The sequence below is a fragment of the Actinacidiphila oryziradicis genome, assembly GCF_005047355.1.
Classification (GTDB): Bacteria; Actinomycetota; Actinomycetes; order Streptomycetales; family Streptomycetaceae; genus Actinacidiphila; species Actinacidiphila oryziradicis.
The window spans coordinates 1-16,394 of record NZ_SUMC01000139.1; the positions used below are offsets into that span (position 1 = coordinate 1).

Annotated in this window: 15 protein-coding genes and 5 pseudogenes; 10 read left to right on the top strand and 10 right to left on the bottom strand. The window is 69.1% G+C overall.

Annotation, left to right across the window (positions count from 1 at the left end; translation table 11 throughout):
* Positions 1-125: 125 nt before the first annotated feature.
* Positions 126-757: pseudogene (locus FCI23_RS49210) on the bottom strand (DJ-1/PfpI family protein).
* Positions 758-809: 52 nt separating this feature from the next.
* On the opposite strand from FCI23_RS49210, the pseudogene FCI23_RS49215 reads away from it, so the two are divergent.
* Positions 810-1,611 (top strand): annotated as a pseudogene (locus tag FCI23_RS49215) (cytochrome P450); the annotation flags it as partial.
* 123 nt (positions 1,612-1,734) lie between these two features.
* On the opposite strand, the gene FCI23_RS49220 reads toward FCI23_RS49215, so the two are convergent.
* Positions 1,735-3,177: a transposase gene (locus FCI23_RS49220; RefSeq protein WP_246144790.1), complete on the bottom strand. Its 1,443-nt coding sequence runs from the start codon at positions 3,175-3,177 to the stop codon at positions 1,735-1,737.
* Here FCI23_RS49220 and FCI23_RS64365 point away from each other — a divergent pair.
* A pseudogene (locus tag FCI23_RS64365) lies at positions 3,166-3,474 on the top strand (helicase associated domain-containing protein); the annotation flags it as partial. The gene FCI23_RS49220 and the pseudogene FCI23_RS64365 overlap by 12 nt on opposite strands.
* A gap of 264 nt (positions 3,475-3,738) precedes the next feature.
* Here FCI23_RS64365 and FCI23_RS49230 read toward each other — a convergent pair.
* The 4 genes from FCI23_RS49230 to FCI23_RS49245 all read right to left on the bottom strand — a co-directional run bounded on the left by FCI23_RS49230 (position 3,739) and on the right by FCI23_RS49245 (position 7,150).
* Positions 3,739-4,407, bottom strand: a complete 669-nt coding sequence (locus tag FCI23_RS49230) for a hypothetical protein (protein ID WP_136730501.1) — start codon at positions 4,405-4,407, stop codon at positions 3,739-3,741.
* Between the two features lie 472 nt (positions 4,408-4,879).
* Positions 4,880-5,572, bottom strand: coding sequence for a response regulator transcription factor (locus FCI23_RS49235; RefSeq protein ID WP_136730513.1), 693 nt, complete (start codon positions 5,570-5,572; stop codon positions 4,880-4,882).
* A gap of 2 nt (positions 5,573-5,574) precedes the next feature.
* Positions 5,575-6,765, bottom strand: coding sequence for a sensor histidine kinase (locus FCI23_RS49240; protein WP_136730502.1), 1,191 nt, complete (start codon positions 6,763-6,765; stop codon positions 5,575-5,577).
* Between the two features lie 88 nt (positions 6,766-6,853).
* On the bottom strand, positions 6,854-7,150 hold the full coding sequence (locus FCI23_RS49245) for a hypothetical protein (protein ID WP_136730503.1): 297 nt from the start codon (positions 7,148-7,150) through the stop codon (positions 6,854-6,856).
* 237 nt (positions 7,151-7,387) lie between these two features.
* On the opposite strand from FCI23_RS49245, the gene FCI23_RS49250 reads away from it, so the two are divergent.
* A complete protein-coding gene (locus FCI23_RS49250; protein ID WP_136730504.1) occupies positions 7,388-7,924 on the top strand; it encodes a hypothetical protein in 537 nt (178 codons plus the stop codon).
* A gap of 287 nt (positions 7,925-8,211) precedes the next feature.
* Here FCI23_RS49250 and FCI23_RS61585 read toward each other — a convergent pair whose 3' ends face one another.
* The 3 genes and pseudogenes from FCI23_RS61585 to FCI23_RS64370 form a co-directional block, all read right to left on the bottom strand.
* The gene (locus FCI23_RS61585) at positions 8,212-8,367 is read right to left on the bottom strand and encodes a hypothetical protein (protein WP_246144791.1); all 156 of its coding nucleotides are present in this window, start codon (positions 8,365-8,367) and stop codon (positions 8,212-8,214) included.
* A gap of 96 nt (positions 8,368-8,463) precedes the next feature.
* Positions 8,464-8,604, bottom strand: coding sequence for a hypothetical protein (locus tag FCI23_RS61590; RefSeq protein WP_246144792.1), 141 nt, complete (start codon positions 8,602-8,604; stop codon positions 8,464-8,466).
* A 41-nt stretch (positions 8,605-8,645) separates the two neighbouring features.
* Positions 8,646-9,623 (bottom strand): annotated as a pseudogene (locus FCI23_RS64370) (winged helix DNA-binding domain-containing protein); the annotation flags it as partial.
* 41 nt (positions 9,624-9,664) lie between these two features.
* Here FCI23_RS64370 and FCI23_RS57595 point away from each other — a divergent pair.
* The 6 genes from FCI23_RS57595 (at position 9,665) to FCI23_RS49285 (ending at position 13,852) form a co-directional block, all read left to right on the top strand.
* Positions 9,665-9,892, top strand: a complete 228-nt coding sequence (locus tag FCI23_RS57595) for a hypothetical protein (RefSeq protein ID WP_169317346.1) — start codon at positions 9,665-9,667, stop codon at positions 9,890-9,892.
* 63 nt (positions 9,893-9,955) lie between these two features.
* A complete protein-coding gene (locus FCI23_RS49265) occupies positions 9,956-10,207 on the top strand; it encodes a hypothetical protein (protein ID WP_136730507.1) in 252 nt (83 codons plus the stop codon).
* Between the two features lie 300 nt (positions 10,208-10,507).
* A complete protein-coding gene (locus tag FCI23_RS49270) occupies positions 10,508-11,242 on the top strand; it encodes a hypothetical protein (protein ID WP_136730508.1) in 735 nt (244 codons plus the stop codon).
* A gap of 94 nt (positions 11,243-11,336) precedes the next feature.
* Entirely contained in the window at positions 11,337-11,657 is a 321-nt protein-coding gene (locus FCI23_RS49275) for a hypothetical protein (RefSeq protein ID WP_136730509.1), read from the top strand.
* Positions 11,658-11,778: 121 nt separating this feature from the next.
* Positions 11,779-12,783: a transposase gene (locus FCI23_RS49280; RefSeq protein ID WP_169317347.1), complete on the top strand. Its 1,005-nt coding sequence runs from the start codon at positions 11,779-11,781 to the stop codon at positions 12,781-12,783.
* A 592-nt stretch (positions 12,784-13,375) separates the two neighbouring features.
* Entirely contained in the window at positions 13,376-13,852 is a 477-nt protein-coding gene (locus FCI23_RS49285) for a hypothetical protein (RefSeq protein WP_136730511.1), read from the top strand.
* A gap of 132 nt (positions 13,853-13,984) precedes the next feature.
* Here the strand turns inward: FCI23_RS49285 and FCI23_RS49290 are convergent.
* Positions 13,985-15,047: pseudogene (locus FCI23_RS49290) on the bottom strand (IS630 family transposase).
* 663 nt (positions 15,048-15,710) lie between these two features.
* Here FCI23_RS49290 and FCI23_RS49295 point away from each other — a divergent pair.
* Positions 15,711-16,268: an SRPBCC family protein gene (locus tag FCI23_RS49295; RefSeq protein WP_246144794.1), complete on the top strand. Its 558-nt coding sequence runs from the start codon at positions 15,711-15,713 to the stop codon at positions 16,266-16,268.
* The last annotated feature ends 126 nt before the right edge of the window (positions 16,269-16,394 follow it).

The window sequence follows — 16,394 nt, forward strand, 5'->3', positions numbered from 1 at the left end:
TCACCGACGGCACCCGACACCTCCACGACCGGCACGAACACGACGCCCCATACCTCCCGCAGGATGCCCGGAACCATGCCTGACCAGCGAGAAGTCAGCGATCAAGTTCGGTAAGAGGACAGCTTCTAATGGAGGATGAACCTGCTCTTGGTGCGGAGCTCCTCGACGAGCGCAGCCGGGGCCTTCTGCGGCGAGCCGGCGTCGTACGGGGGGGGTCGTACTCGGTCCCCAGCTGGATGGCCTGCGCGTACTCGTCGCCGGCGATTCCGCCGACCAGGGTGAGGCCCATGTCGATTCCGGAGGAGACCCCGGCCGCGGTGATGAACTTGCCGTCGGTGACGACGCGTTCGCCGGTCGGCTCGGCGCCGAACACGGCGAGGACGTCCAGCGCGAGCCAGTGCGACGTGGCGCGGCGACCTTTGAGCAGACCCGCCGCCGCGAGCAGTAGTGAGCCGGTGCACACCGACGTCGTCCAGGTGCTGGTGGCGTCGGCGGTGCGCAGCCAGCCGAGCAGCGCCTCGTTGTCCATCTGGGCGGACTGACCAGGGCCACCGGGCACTAGGACGATGTCGGGGGTCGGCACCTCGTCGAGCGTCTTGTCCGCGACAAGCGCGAGGCTGCCGCGGTCGCCCCGCACTGGGCCCGGTTGTTCGGCGACGAAGACCGTCTTGGCGCCGGGGATGCGGCAGAGCATCTCATAGGGGCCGACTGCGTCCAGTGCGGTGAAGCGGTCGAAGAGGACGATCGCGATCTGCATGGCGTGCCTTTCAGCGGGTGAGTTCACCTGAGGAGTACGGGTGGAAGCGACGATCGTCGACGATTTCGCCTACCCGCTGCCCGTCACGGTGATCTGCCGCCTGCTCGGCGTACCGCGCGAGGACGAGCCGCTCTTCCGGGCCTGGTCCGACGCTCTGGTCACAGCCGCCGACGTCAGGCCCGAAGAGGACTCCACCGAACGGGACAAGGCGGGCGACCAGGCGCGGGGCGAGATGGGCCGGTACCTGGTGGACCTCGCCGAGCAGCGCCGTGGCCATCCGAGCGACGACATGCTCTCCGCCTTCGCCAACGAGCCGGACCCGGCCCTGCGGCTCACCCAGGAGGAACTCGCGGAAACCGCCGTACTGCTGCTCATCGCGGGACACGAGACCACGGTGAACCTGATCACCAACGGGGTCCTCACCCTGCTGCGTCAGCCCGAGCACCTGGACCAGCTGCGTCGCGAACCCGACCTGCTGCCGCGCGCGGTGGAGGAACTGCTGCCTACGAACCCCCGGTCCACATGCGCGAGCGCATCCCCCTCGCCGACATCGACGTCGGCACCACCATCCCCGAAGGCACCTCCGTCGTCCTGGTGCTGGCCTCGGGCAACCGCGACCCCAAGCGGTTCCACGAACCCGACCGGTTCGACCCCACCCGCCCGGACAACCAGCACCTCGGCTTCGGCAGCGGTATCCACCTGTGCTACGGCGCACCACTCGCCCGCATCGAAGCCCAGGCCGCGCTCGGCGCGCTGATTCCCCACCTCGGCACAGCACGCCTGGTCCAGGACCCGCCCCCTACCGGCAGAACGCCATGCTCCGCGGACCCCGCCACCTGCCCATCCAACCCTGAGGCCGCCTGGCAGCACACAGCCGGCAGGCAAGGGACGAGCCACCCCAGTAGCCCCCTTACGCAGGCCGCGGGAACCGGTGCGCAGCCGGCCCTGGTCGGCCGATGCGCGGACATGGGTCCTCTTCAGGCTGCAGCGGGAAGTCGGTGTCCTGCTCGGCGCGTTGGCGTTGGAGGAGTTCGTGTTCCTCGCGTGGGTGCAGGGTCAGGCGGCGGGTGAAGCCGCTGGTGCGTGCATGAGGTGCGGACCTTGCAGGTGCGGCAGTCCCACTCGGGGAAGATGACGACGGTTCGTGGGCGGCCGTCCATGTGGGTGTTGCCCCAGTAGCGGCTCTTGGCGCCGGTGGAGCAGACCGCGTACTGCTCCTCCCAGTGGATCTGGAAGTCGGTGAGCGCGAAGCCCTCCTTGGCGCGGGACTGCCGGTCACTGGCCGCAGGCAGCGGGCCGACCAGGTCGATGCCCTGCGTGCGGGCGGTCAGGATGATCGCGGCGGAGGTGTAGCCGCCGTCGACCAGGTGCTCGTCCGGCTTTGCGCCGCGTCGCTGCAGTTGCTGGTGGACCTGCTCGACCAGGCGGGAGTCGTCCACGGGGGCGGGTGTGGTGGCCACGTTCACGATCAGGTGGGGCCGGTCTTTCTCGCAGGTCTCGCTGAGTGGACCTTGTAACCGTCCCAGACCATGCCGCGCTTGCCGCCGCAGCGTGCGTCTGGGTCGTGCGGGCTGACCAGCCGCGCTCTGCCCGGCGGGAGGTCCTTGCCCTCCCGCCAACGCACCCCCAGCAGTACCACCGCTGTCGCGGTGGTACTGCTGGATCCACGCGCGGCGCAGGACCTGCACGGTCGGCAACTGCCGCAGCCAGTTGGGCGCGCCGGGGTGGTGGACCGTCTCCATCAGCGCGAAGCCGTCCGACCCGACCTGCACCGCGAACGCCCCGCGCTCCTGCTCGCCCTTCGGCAGCCGGTAGGAGTCCGCACGCTGCCCGTACCGGTCCTGCCAGGACGCATCCGCGATTCCAGCCCCGCGCAGCCAGTCGGCGGCGGCGACCGCGAGCGCCTCCAGCGCGCAGCGCAGCGTCTCGGTGCACAACTCCAGCCGGTTCACGTCCCGTACCAGCGCGAGGACATGGGTCGCGTCCGTGCGCACGCGCCCGCCCACGCGAAGGAATCCCAGCTCGGACAGCCGTGCCAGCAGCCGGTCCAGCACCACCTGTTCCTGGCCGTGCCCGACCAGGCGTTCGCGGAAGCCCGACAGGACGGAGAAGTGGAAGCCCTCGTTCTCCAACTCCATGCCCAGCAGGTATTTCCAGTCGATCCTGCCGCGGACCGCGTCCGCTGCCTGGCGGTCCGTCAACCGCTCGGCGAACTGCATCACCGACACCACCGCCAGCATCCCCGGGGCAAGGCCCGGGCCACCCCGAGTCGGGAACACGGCCGCGAAATCGGTGTCCTGGAACAGGACACCGAGCTCGTCGCGGACCCGCATCGCCAGGCAGCCCTTGGGAAACGCCCCCCGGGCCACCCGCACCGTGACCTCAGGGATCTCAGGAGCAGGAACAGGATTCAGCGACACCGCGCCGATCCTCCTCACTTCCCCGCGAACAGACCGGTCCCCAACACCCATCCCACCCCGCAAACCAGCACGTCAGCCGATCCCCAGAATCGGGCGACAGAGTCCCGCAGGGCTGCCGAACACGGGCACCTGCTGCCACCGGTCGACGCAACCTGGAACGGCGCGGCGGTCGGGGTGTGGGTGAAGAACGCCCGCCAGGCCGCCCGCAAAGCCCTTCTGGTCGAGCAGCGGCGGGCGGAGGGCCTGCCGGTGGAGCCGACGGCCGGGGCGCTGTCGCAGGAGCGCATGGAGGCGCTGGAGGACATCGACCCGTCCTGGTGCCCGAGCTGGCCCGTGGCTTGGCAGCGCTGCTTCCACCTCAGCCGCCACCACCTCGCCGCCGGCGGGCAACTGCCCCTCACGCCGGGCGAGGTCGTCGTCCAGGGCGAGGATCTGGGGAAGTGGGTCCAGGCGCAGCGCGTGGGCTGGGACAAGCTGGCCACCGTGCAGGAATGGTTGCTGGAGAACGTGCTGGGGATCGAGCCGGCAGGCAAGGATGAGAGGACGGTCCTTGAGCGGGGCTCAGTGCCAGCCGTCGCCGCCTTCGAGAAGGATATCGACCCGCTGGTCGGCCAGCCCAACATCGACGCTCTCCAAACGGGGGTCGAGCAGCCAGCCTATCCGGCGGCTGCCGGAGCCGTTCGCGTCCAGCCGCCAGCCGTGACGGGTGGTCAGCCAGCCCCGCAGCCGGGCGGCGGTATCGGCGGCCGACTGCCCGGCCGGTCCGATGACAGTAAGTCCGCGGGAGCAGGTTCCGCTGCCGCAGCCCCCGGCGGTACCGGTGTCGGCCGTCACGGAGTAACCCGGGGGAAGCGGCAGCACCAGATCGGTGGAGGGCACCCACGGCTCGCGCAGCGCGAAGATGACGTAGTAGGGGGTGAAGAGCAGCAGCACCACCGCAAGGTAGGAGCACAGCGCGACGGTCGCGTGGTAGGTCCGCTCGGTGCGCGGGCGGCGTCCGCGCAGCCGACGCTCGGCGAGCACGCCAGCGCCGATCAGCAGCGCGGTCAGCGGGCCGTAGCCGACCACAGCCTCGGCCCGGGGCTGCTGCGGCAGCAGGCCGGCGAGCTCTCCGATGAGCAGCGCGGCGGCGGCCAGCAGCGCCGCGCCGACGACGGCGCCCACCACTCGGGTCCGGGCGAGCCGGGCCCAGCAGAGCGGCGGCATGCCGATGAGCGCGGTCTCGAACATGGTCTGGATAATCGGAGTGCCTTTCAGGTGGGTGGAGAGCACCTCGGGCGGGCCGCGTGCGGCCCGCCCGAGGAGGTTGACCAGCCGTCAGCCGACTACTGCCAGTTGCAGGTGAGCACCCCGCTTCCGCAGATCATGTCGTTCGACTGGTTCCAGAACTGCCCGGGCTCGCGAGGGCTGGCAGCCGGCCCGCACGGGGTCGCTGACCGAGGCCCGCAAGCGGCTTGGCCCGGGCCCGCTGCGGCTGCTGTTCGACCGGGTCGCCGGGGCGAGTGGAACACCGGCCACGCCGGGGGTGTTCTGGCGCGGCCTGCGGTTGACCTCCCTGGCCGCCGCGAGTACTACGACGAGACCCACCTTGCGATCGCCGGACTGGTCTCCGACCGCGCAGCCATGAGGTGATCACCCACCAGCCAACCTGCCCCAGCACGTCCCGACCTCATTCGTGCACCACGTCGTTACACGCCCTGGGTCACAGGGCGGGCCGGGGGTCGGCGTAGCCGTGGGTGTAGGCGTAGCGGACGGCCTGGGCGCGGTCGCGGCTGCCGGTCTTGGTGAAGATCCGGTTGATGTGGGTCTTGACGGTGGCTTCGCTGACGAACAGCAGACGGGCGATCTCGCGGTTGCCGTGGCCTTCGGCGATCAGGCGCAGGACGTCGGCCTCGCGGGGGGTGAGGTCATCGGGGGAGGCTGGTTCGCCGGGGGGCGGGCCCGCAGGGGTGCCGCTGGCGGCGGTGAGCAGGCGTTGTTGGACGGCGGGGTCGAGGATGGCCTGTCCTGCGGCGGCGGCTATGACGGCGCGTTCGATGTCAGCGCGGGTGGCGGACTTGGTCAGGTAGCCGAGTGCCCCGGCTTGCAGGGCGCGGATGATGGAGGTGTCGTCTTCGTAGGTGGTCAGCACCACGATGCGCGCGCCTGGCCGCTGCGCGAGGATGCGCGCGGTGGCCTCGATGCCGTCGCAGTTGGGCATGTTGAGGTCCATCAGGACCACGTCGGGCTGCAGTTCGGCGGCCAGTGCGATGGCGGCGAGCCCGTCGTCGGCCTGGCCGACGACGGTGAGGTCGGCGACGGTGAGGTCGGCGACGGTGTCCAGGAGCAGGGCCAGGCCCTCGCGGACGGCTGCCTGGTCGTCGGCGACCAGGACGCGGATCGGGGCGGGGGTCACGTTCACGTGGGGATTGTGACGCACAGGGACCAGGTGTTGTCCACTGCCTGGGTGGTGAGGGTGCCGCCGGCCAGTTCGGCGCGCTCGCGCAGGCCGGTCAGTCCGTAGCCGGCGCCGCTGGCGCCGAGCGGGCGGGGGGTGGTCTTATTGGGGAGGGGGTTGGTGGCGGTGAGGGTGACGTGGTCGGCGGTGTAGTCCAGTTCGAGGGTGACCGGTTGGCCTGGGGCGTGCTTGGCGGCGTTGGTGACGGCTTCCTGGGCGGTGCGGTACAGAGCGAGGGTGGCGTCGGGTTCCAGGCGCCGCGCGGTACCGCGGGTGTGCACGGTGAGGATCGCGGCCTGTTGGTCGTGCTCGTTGTCGGTGCGGGAGGCGGCGAGGGCAGCGAGCATCTGGGGCAGCAGGGCGGTGTCCTCGCGCAGGGCGAGGACGGCGCGGCGGGTCTCGGTCAGGCCCTCGCGGGTGAGCTGTCCGGAGCGTTCCACGCAGCGCAGGGCCTTGGCCACGGCTGGGTCGGTCTCGTGGGCGGGGCTGGCGGTCAGCAGGGCTTGGGCGGCTTCGAGCTGCATGGACAGGGCGCCCAGGGAGTGGGCGAGGATGTCGTGGATCTCGCGGGCGATGCGGGTGCGCTCGGCCAGGGCCGCCGCGTGGGCTTCGGCGGTGCGGGCCCGCTGGGTCTCGGCGAGGAGTTGTTCGGCCTGGTCGGCGCGCTGGGTGTAGCCCAGGCGGATGAACCCGGCGCATAGCCCGGCGCCGATCACCCCCAAGTAGCCGAGCATGACGGCGGGGCCGCCGACCGCCAGCGTTCCGATCGCCAGGGCCAGTGCGGCGGTGACGGCGATCGCGATCGAGAGGTCCACCCGCAGGGTGCCGCCAGCCGCGAGCGCGGCCACGGCGGCCACCGCGATGGCCGCGCTGTGCGGGGTCACCGCGCCAAGGAGGCCGCCGGAGAGCGCCATCACCGCCAGGGCGGACGTGATCAGACGGGCGTGGCCCTCGGCGAGCAGCCAGCCGATCCAGCCCACCGAGGCCGCGGCCAGCGCAAGGGTGATCACCAGGGGCAGGCCGCGCCCGCCCGGGTGCGGGCGGGCGCCGGAGACGCTGGCGAGGATGGCCAGCAGGCCCGCCAGTCGCATTGCTCGGATGGCCCAGCGGTACCCGGCCCGGTCGCGGCTGGTCATCAACGGACTTGACATCTGCTTCTGCTCTCCGTCGTCCGGGCGGATCGGGTGCGGGTTTGCGGTAATCGGGTTGGCTGCTACCGGTTGGGCTCTGCGGCCGGGGTCAAGCCGAGCCCGCCCGGTAGGTCACCGTGGCGGCTTCCCCGCCCAGGGTCAGGCCCAGGGCGAGCAGCAGGCTACCGGTGCCCGAGACATGGGCGGCACCAGCAGCGTGCGCGACCCAGGCAAGTCCCAGGCGGGCGGCGACCACCGCGACCCACACCAGCGGTGTCCTCCAGCGGTAGCGCTGGTAGAGCCGGCCGCCCAGTTCGGACAGTTCGATCGCCATGCCGCGCACCGCGCCCAGGCCCACGGCGACCGGGCAGGAGAGCGCCAGCACGGTGAGGTCCGTAGTGCTCACAACTGCGGAGGCGTGTTTGAGGTCGGCGAAGCCCGCCGCCGGCGGCGGCGGCGGAACCAGCGTCAGCCGCTTCCGCCGGGTGCAAACGCGTCCACCGGCAGTCGAACTGCGGGTGGAGCCGCAGCCTCCACCCGCAGTCAACCCGGGGCCCACCCGCAGGGCGACGAGTCGGCTGGGCCCCCAGACCTAACGTCAGGGGTGTCGCCACAACGGCCCACACCCCCAAGGAGCATCACCATGAACGCCAGCGTCTGGATCGTCAACCTCGCCGTCCTGACCGCGGTCCTCGAAGCCGATCTGGGGCGCCGCAAGGTCGCCTGGTTCCGCCTGGCCCGCCCGATCTTGATGGCCGCCGCCATCATTCCGTTCTTCGCGAAGAACATCGCCACCACAGGCGCCGGGCTCACCCTGGAAATCGTCGGCGCCGGTACCGGGATCCTGCTGGGCCTGGTCGCCGCCGCCCTGATGCGCACCGAGTACGACGTAGCCAAGAAGAGCGTGTCCTCCCGGGCGGGCGCCGCCTACGCCGCCCTGTGGGCCGCCGTGACCGGCGCCCGACTGTACTTCGTCTACGCCTCCGCGCACGTCTTCCCCACCCAACTCGGCCGCTGGATGGCCACCAACCACATCACCCCGGACGCGCTGACCGACGCACTGATCTTCCTGGCCATAGGCATGCTCGTCAGCCGCACCGCGGCCCTGCTGGGCAAGGCATCCCGCACCGGACACACCCACCGCACCGCTGCGGCCCCGCTCACCGCCGCCCACCACTGACCAGCCCCGACCGACGACAGGGAGACTCGCCGTGCCCGCCCACACCAACCACCCATCAGAACCGGCCCCACAGCGGTGAAAACAGATGACGCACTCGCAGTGAAAGAAACGCGACGCCCATCAGCAGCACCAGGGCCTGAAAGAGACCGAAGCCGAGTCCGTCGCCTACGTCGTGTCCGCAGTGTTCGGACTGGACGCCGCCGCCTACTCCGTCCCATACGTCGCCGGCTGGGCAGGCACAACCCCCGAGGAAGTCGCCGCCACCATCAAGGCCGCCGGAAACCGGGTCATGGCCGCCGCAAAGAACGCTGCCGCAAGCCGTTCCTGATGCCGTGGACGGACCAGCCGATCGAGCGGCGCTGCCAGTCCACCTCCCGGGCCTCGGCCCAGATGGTGTCGGGGCGCAACGCCTCGCCGTGCAGCCCGACCAGCGGCAAGTCCATCGGCGCGGCCACCATATAGGACACCCGCCGCTCGTGACAGAACGCACGTAACCCGGGATCGCGGCCGTACCCGGAGTCGGCGACGAACCACCGGGATCACGGCGAGATCGTGGTCGGGACGCCGAGGAAGGCGGAGTAGCGTTCGACGGCGGCGAGCAGGAGCGTCGTGTCCATCGTGGTGTCCGGGAACGGACCGAGTGTGATCTCGGGGGATCGACGTGTGGTTCGTGCGTCCATGTCCCCACTATGCGCCCGTCGATGAGAATCGGTGGGTTGAACAAGCCATTCTTGCCGGGCCCGACGAGTGGGCGGTGCCGATCGTCGAGGATCAGCGTGCGGTTGGCGTAGCCGATGTGGTATTCGTCGAAGCCGGCCAGGATGTGGCCGTCGCGTCGCCGACTCGGTTCCCGGCCGAGCAGGCCGGAGTCGAGGAGTGCCGGGTCGATCCAGTAGGTCGCCTCATCGACGCTGGTGGTTTGCAGTTCTTCCCGAGCGAGCGTGATCGCGAGGCGAGCGTCGGTGAGGGTGAGCCCGCTCCACCAAGCCAGGTCTCGATCGGTGGCTGGTCCGTGTCCCGCGATATAACGTGCGGCGAGTCTCTGGAGGGCTTCGTCCCTTTCGAGGGGTACGGCCGCGGGCACTCTGTCGTCGAGGAGCGAGAAAGTCTGGGTCTTGCCGTCGGGCGCTCCGATGACGATAGTTCCGGTCTCGGCTAGGTAACGGATGATATGGGATCCCCGCTGTCCGGCCGCGTCGATACCGTGTCGCCGGAGGATGTCCTGAAGCGCTTTCCGGGTCAGGGTCCCGATTGTGGAGAGCGCTCCAGCCACGAGTTCTCTGGCAGCTTCGAGAATTTGTGCGGACAGCCCGGCGTCGCGCCAGACCTTGCTCATCCCGGCGTGCACCCTCGGCGGTAACAGCGCGAGCATCCATCGGACGTCCTCGGGCGCCACGAGGTGGAGCGTTCCGCGCATGGTCCAGGTCTGCACGATCGTCGCAGCTGCCAGATCGGCGAGGAGATCGTCGCGGCTCGCCGCGACCGTACGCTGGCCGATCGACCAAAGTGCCCCGTTGAGGTTCTGCGCTTGCGAGGCGAGCTGCGAGCGGACGACGTCGACCGGGCTGCCGGCTTGCGGTCCGCGCAGCCGGTGTGCGTGCAGCCGCAGGATCCGCAGATCATGCTGGGTGATGCGATGGGGTTTCGAGGACCGGTTCACCTTTCTCCCTCGTAGACGGGCGCGGCTGCGCGAGCGCATCGGCGCGCGAGGCGGCCGAAGGCTTGGGCCAGCTCCGGGGGGTGGATGACGTCGATGTCGGCGTCGACGAGGAGCAGCCAACGTGCGACGGTGTCGTCGCCGCCGAGCACGCCCGCCTCGCCGACCAGCTGCACGCCACCAACACCGACGGCATCCGGAACCTGCACGCGCTCGCCGCCGACGTCAGCGCCTGGGCGAACAAAATGCACCGGGCAGCCAAAGGCGACCGCACCCTAGCCCGGGCCGCAGCCGTACGGGAGACCCGGTGAGGTTCTTCTCGCGGCGACCAGCACGCCAAGGGCCCGGCCTGGCGCAGCGTGCGCACGCTGGGCATGGCCGGCACGCGTGCCGGAGCGGTGGAGCAGCTGCACCGGGTGGCGGCTGCACGGGGCGGCAGCGTGGAGGTCGACGAACACCGCGTTCCCCGCTCCTGGGTGCTGCGCCGCACCGGGAGCTATCCGGTGCGGGAGTGGTTCGACGTCGTCGCGCCGATGATGGCCCGGGACAAGGTGCGGCCCGGCTTCGCCGGGGCGTGGCGGACGCTGGGGCTGGGGACGGAGCAGCTTGCACTGGCCTGGCCGTGATCGCGGCCCCGCGCTCTCATCTCGCGTTCCGCGAGGCCGGGCGTGGCCGGCGACGCCGCGGTTGACACCCCTCACAAGAAAAGTGTATTATTATGACTGTCGGTTGCGAGGCCGGCAGCACCACGCATTGATGGCCAGCGAGAGGCACCCCTAAAGGTGTCGGCCCGGGGCGGCAACCCCGACCGAACGTCTCACCGGCCATCGGTACTCCAACCCACCAAAGGAAGGAGTGCCTCCAGTGTACGGGCAGCCAGCCCGTACGAGCAGTCCGCACCTACAGACTCTCCGGAGGTCCCCATCATGGCCAAGCAGCCAAACCCCCAGGTCCGCACCGTCAATGGCCGCACCGTGGTCAACCGCGACTGGATGATCGAGCGCACCGGCGCCAGCCGCCCCACCGTCAACCTCTGGTACGCCAAGCGCGATGAGGTTCCCGCCGACGTCGAGACGGACGCCGACGGCAAACCCGTCGCACGCCACCCGGAGAAAGCGGCGACGATCGAGCGGGTCGACTTCTACGACCAGGAGCAGTTCGAGGCCTTCTACGCCGGCCTGCAGGAGCGCAAGAAAAGCAAGGTGCTCCCCACCGACCCGGAGCTGTACGACGGCAAGGTCGAAGACCGGATCTCCATCAACCAGGCCACGGAGTGGTTCCACTTCGCCGGCCCCGGAGTCATCCGCAAGTACCTCAAGGCCAACCCCGGCTACTTCCCGGAGCCGGTGGGCACCGTGGAGGGCCCCACCGGCCGGCAGATCCCCGCCTTCCGCCGCGGCGACCTGCAAGACTTCGGCCGCAAGCGCACCGGCGACAACACCGGCACCGCCGGGCGACCGGCCGGCCCCCAACGCCGCGACCGCAAGCCCCAGACCGAGCAGCGGATCGCTACCGCGCTGGACTACCTGCGCGAGATCGGCGGCTACCGCCGCGGCGTCGGCTCCGAGCTCGCGGAACGGCACCACGAGCCGGCCTGGAAGTGGGAGCGCGCCGTCAAGGAAGCCCGCAACCAGCTCAGCACCGACGCGTCCAACAGCTAAGGCTAAGCTTGGCCTTTAACCTTCAGCCCGGGGTGATCACGTTCTGGACTTGGCAGGGATCAGCGAGGCGTAGCCGCGTGTACGGTTCAGTGTTATGACCGCAGTTCAGTACCCGCGGCTGGCAGACGTCTTTCCGGAGCTCACCACCGAGATTGTTCTGTTGCTGCGGGCCGAGGCCGATCCCCTGGCCGAGGTCATCGATGACTTGCCGTACTACGGCCCGTGCACGTGCACGCCCACCTGCACCAACCTGTTGACCGCACCGTTCGGCTCGTCGGGTTCCCGGATGGCTCAGCTGCAGCGCGATGGCGAAGACGTGATCTGGTTGACCCTGGACCCGTCCGCGACGGGTGTCACGGATGTTGAGGTCCTCGATGGACGCGATCTGGGGCCTGCTGCCCACCGATCTGGATAGTCTCTGTCCTGCCGTTCCCAGACCGCTGAGCGAGCGCGGTTCTTTCGTTCTCCGGACAGCAGGGCGGCCTCTACGTGATCATGTCTTCTCGCTGAAGTCGACGTTGATCACCGCAGAGGCCGTGAGGTTGAGTGTGCTGGAAGACGCTGCCCGCGTCGAGTCCCTGACCGTGTTGTCCCGGTTCCGGACCGACTTCTACGACTGCCTGCCCGCTCGCGCGGACAGCCTGTTCGAGCTCACCGACGCGCTGCTGTGCACCGACGGGCCAGTGAAGACACTGGTCGACCTGACACTGACACCCGAGCACCGGCGCGGGCACGGCGCCCTCTACGACGCGTTGAACCGCGGGCGGATCGAGGTAGACCGGCTGCGGGTGACGCTGGCCGGCCTGCCGCTGCCCCGGGCCGCCGACGGGCGGATCGTGCTGGCCGTGGACGTCAGCCCCTGGCTGCGGTCGGACGCGGCGACCAGCGCGGAGCGGCTGTTCTGCCACGTCCACGGGCGCGCGAAGAACCAGGCCCAGCTGATCCCGGGCTGGCCCTACTCCTTCGTCGTTGCCCTGGAGACCGGCCGCACCTCCTGGACCGGAGTGCTGGACGCCGTCCGGCTCGGACCCCAGGACGACGCCACCGCCGTGACCGCAGACCAGCTCCGCGCCGTCATCGACCGCATCATCGCGGCCGGACACTGGACCGCGGGAGACCCGGACGTCCTGGTGGTCATGGACGCCGGATACGACGTCACCCGCCTGGCCTTCGTGCTCGCCGACCTCCCCCTCGAAGTTCTCGGGCGTATCCGCTCGGACCGGGTCCTGCGAGTTCGCCCTGGCCAAACCGGCGACCTGGCCCGAACCGCAGCACACCACCACAACCGCCACCACCCGCTACGGCACCGCGACCGCCAGCAGCTGGGACCGGCTGCACCCCCGCCTCACCCACCGCACCTCCTGGATCGACCACGAAGGCGAACTGCCCGTCGTCGAGGGCACGCTGATCCGCCTGGAGGTCGACCACCTGCCCGGCGACCGCGAGCCCAAGCCCGTGTGGCTGTGGTCCTCGGCCACCGGCGCTACCGCCGAGGACGTCGACCGCTGGTGGCAGTCCTACCTCCGCCGATTCGATCTTGAACATACCTTCCGGCTGTTCAAACAGACCCTTGGCTGGACCCGCCCGAAGATCCGCACTCCCCAGGCCGCAGACCGGTGGACCTGGCTCGTCATCGCCTGCCACACCCAACTGCGACTCGCCCGGCCTCTTGCCGAGGACCTGCGTCGACCCTGGGAGAAGCCTGCCCTCCCGGGCCGGCTCACCCCCGCCCGCGTCCGGCGTGGGTTCAGGAACATCCGCCCGACGATCGCTCTCCCCGCCAGCGCACCCAAACCCGGCAAGCCCGGACCCGGCCGCCCACCGGGCTCCAAGAACCGCAAGCCCGCACCCCGCCACGACGTCGGAAAAACCGTCAAACGAGACCTGACCATGACCGCGAGACGAGACCAGCCAGGTTAAAGATCAAGCTAAGTGCTTGTTTCCGAACCCCAAAGCAGCAGGTCAGCGTCATGGGACGGCAGGGTCCGAAGAACAGCGCCGTTCGCTGAACGGTCACGGTGACGGGAACGCGAACGGAACCATCGAAGCAGGGGATACGCCTGGGACAGAAACCAAGCATGTCGGCAACGTCTGACATACACCACATAACCCGTCAAGGGGGGAACCACAACCATGAGCACTATGCAGCCGCCGTACGGTTACCCGCAGGCTCCCGCGCCGAAGAAGGAGTCCAAGGTCAATCTGTTCGCGGGCCTGGGATGCGTCGGGGTCTTCGTCATCGGGCTGTTCATCGTCGCGTTCGCGGTGGCCTCGGGCGTGAAGCAGGATGCTCACACCATCGCCGCCGTCCCGGTCGCCGGGAGGCACACCATCACCTACGTGCTCAGCGGCTCCGGGGCACCCGAAGTGACCTACGGACCGTCCGGATCGGACATCAAGGGCTCCCTTCCCATGCACGTGGTCAATCCGATGGGCGGGGCGGACTCCTACTCGATCACGGCGCAGTTGCAGGGCGGCGGGGACGTGACGTGCCAGATCGAGGTGGACGGGAAGGTCATCTCTCGCGCCACCGCGACCGGCGGTTACAACATCGCCATGTGCCAGATCGAGCAGGACCCAATCAGGAACGAGTGGATCAACGCCAACTAGGCAGTTGGGTCCAGGCGATCGGCATCCCCCACCGGCCATCCCTCTCGGGCCCCCCGGGGCTCGGCAGCGCGCACCAGCCTCACCGCACGACGTGCCTGCTCCCGTCGACTCTGGTGGCTCTAGTGGTGTGTCTCAGTTTTGAGTGACTGCTTTCAGAGCGACGCGTCCGCGCTGGACCTTCTCGATGATCTCGTCGGCAGTGGCGGTCCAGACGAAGGGCTTGGGGTCGTCGTTGTGGACGTCGATGAACTCTTGTATCGCGTCGATGAGTTCATCTACCGAGGTGAAGCTGCCGCGTCGGATGGCCTTGTCGGTGATCTCGCGGAACCAGCGCTCGACGAGGTTCAGCCAGGATGAGCTGGTGGGGATGAAGTGGAGGTGGAACCGGGGGTGCTTCTCAAGCCAGGCAAGGACGCCTGCGTGCTTGTGGGTGGAGTAGTTGTCCAGGATCAGGTGGATCTGCTTGTCCTTGGCCACGGTGCGGTCGATCAGCCGCAGGAACTTCAGGAACTCGCCATTGCGATGGCGCGGAAGGCACTTGCCCAGGATCGTGCCGGTGAGGATGTTCAGCGCGGCGAACAGGGTGGTGGTCCCGTTGCGCTTGTAGTCGTGCGTCATGGTGCCGGCCCGGCCGGGGATCATCGGCAGGCTGGGCTGGGTCCGGTCCAGGGCCTGGCACTGGGACTTCTCGTCGACGCTGAGGACCACAGCACCCTCGGGAGGGGCTCAGGTACAGGCCGACCACGTCGACCAGCTTCTCCTCGAACTGCTTGTCGTTGCTCAGCTTGAACGTCCTTACCAGGTGCGGTTTCAACCCCCGGGCGGACCAGACGCGTTGCACGGTTGCCCGGGACACGCCCTGGGCCTTGGCCATGTCCCGGGTCGACCAGTGGGTCTTGCCCTCCGGCCTGGTGAAGCGGGTCGCGTGCACGATCTCCTCGACCTTCTCCTGACTAATCGTCGCCTTCCGGCCGCGTCCGGGAGCGACTTCGCCGAACTTCTCCAGGCCCCGTTCCTCGAAGGTCCGACGCCACGAGCGGATCGTGGCCACGGTGGTGTCGCACTCCGTCGCCACCGCGGTGGTAGACACCCCGTCAGCGGCCAGCAACAGAGCTCGTGCCCGCACCACCACACGGTGCGCTTGAGCCGGCGAAGTCGCCAGACGCTCCAGTTCGGCGCGCTGGTCGTCGGTCATCGTCAAAGGCGGAGCGATTCGGTACACACCTCAGCATAACAAACTACTGACAGTCATTTGAGAGTCACTACACTAGCGCTCCTGATCACTGTCATCTGGATCGTTTTCTTCCGATGATCCACGCCTAGGGGGGTGCGGGAACCCGCCGGAGGCCAAGGAACTCCTATCCGTGACCCCAGATGCAAGGTGCCCCGGCAAGATGGGGCGGCATGGCGCATGAAGAGCCGGAGAGTCGGCACCCGCAGATGCCAGTGCAGATACGATGCGAGAGAGCCGTACGAGCCAAGGATCGCTTCACAACCTTCCCAACCCGTACGGCTCTTCTCACGGGACGACCCGAGCATCCCCGCTCTCGTGCACCACGCCGTAACGTAAAGAGTTCTTCTCTGCGGGTGTTACGGCGGCTGTGGGTCGAGTCCGGTCTTCGCGAGAAGTCCGGCGAGTAACTCCGGCCGGTACTGCAGTCGTCGGCGTAGCCTGAGCCGCGGAAGAAGCTGCCTCCCCGGCCCTCGAAACTTGACCCTTCCAAGCCCGCCATTGGTGGCACGGGTGCGGGTTCCGCCCACACGACCGATGAGTTCCGCCTCGCCGCGTCGTCTGCATGTTGGGAACGTCCCCCTTCCGCGCCAGGCCAGAGATGAGATGACAAGGAGTGTGCACACCGTGGACCAGGAAAACGTGAGCGCCACCCTGACTGTCGCCGTGCCCGCCGCGAGGGTGTTCGCGGTGCTGGCGGACCCGACGACCCATTCTGCGATCGATGGCACCGGCTGGGTTCAGGAATCTGTCGACCGGACGCCGCTGACCGAGGTGGGGCAGATTTTCCGGATGGACATGTATCACGCCAATCATCCAAACGGTGACTACCAGGTGGTCAACAAGGTCCAGGTGCTCGACCCGCCGCGCGCCATTGGCTGGCTGACGGGGCAGGAGAAGGGCGACGGTCACCTGGAGTTCGGCGGCTGGATCTGGCGTTACGACCTTGCGCCGCTCGGTCCGTCCGAGACTGAGGTCACGCTCACCTACGACTGGTCGGTGGTGCCGCAGTTCATCCGGGATCGCGGCATCCAGTTCCCGCCGTTCGGCCCTGAGCATCTCACCAACTCGCTGCACCACCTGGCCGAGCTTGCCGAGCTTGCCGCACCGACGGCCGGCCCTGGACGCCCGGGGGCCGATGCTCGCGGCCTTCCAAACTCCCAGGGACCAGCAGCGCGCCGTTAAGAAGCTGTCCTCTTACCGATCTTGACGTGTGTCAGTCGCACGGGAGTGCGGGGCGGGCCGCCGGTTCGGATGATCTTCCGCTCGTGTGCGCATGAAAGCAGGGCCTCCTGGTAGTTCGGGGTTGCG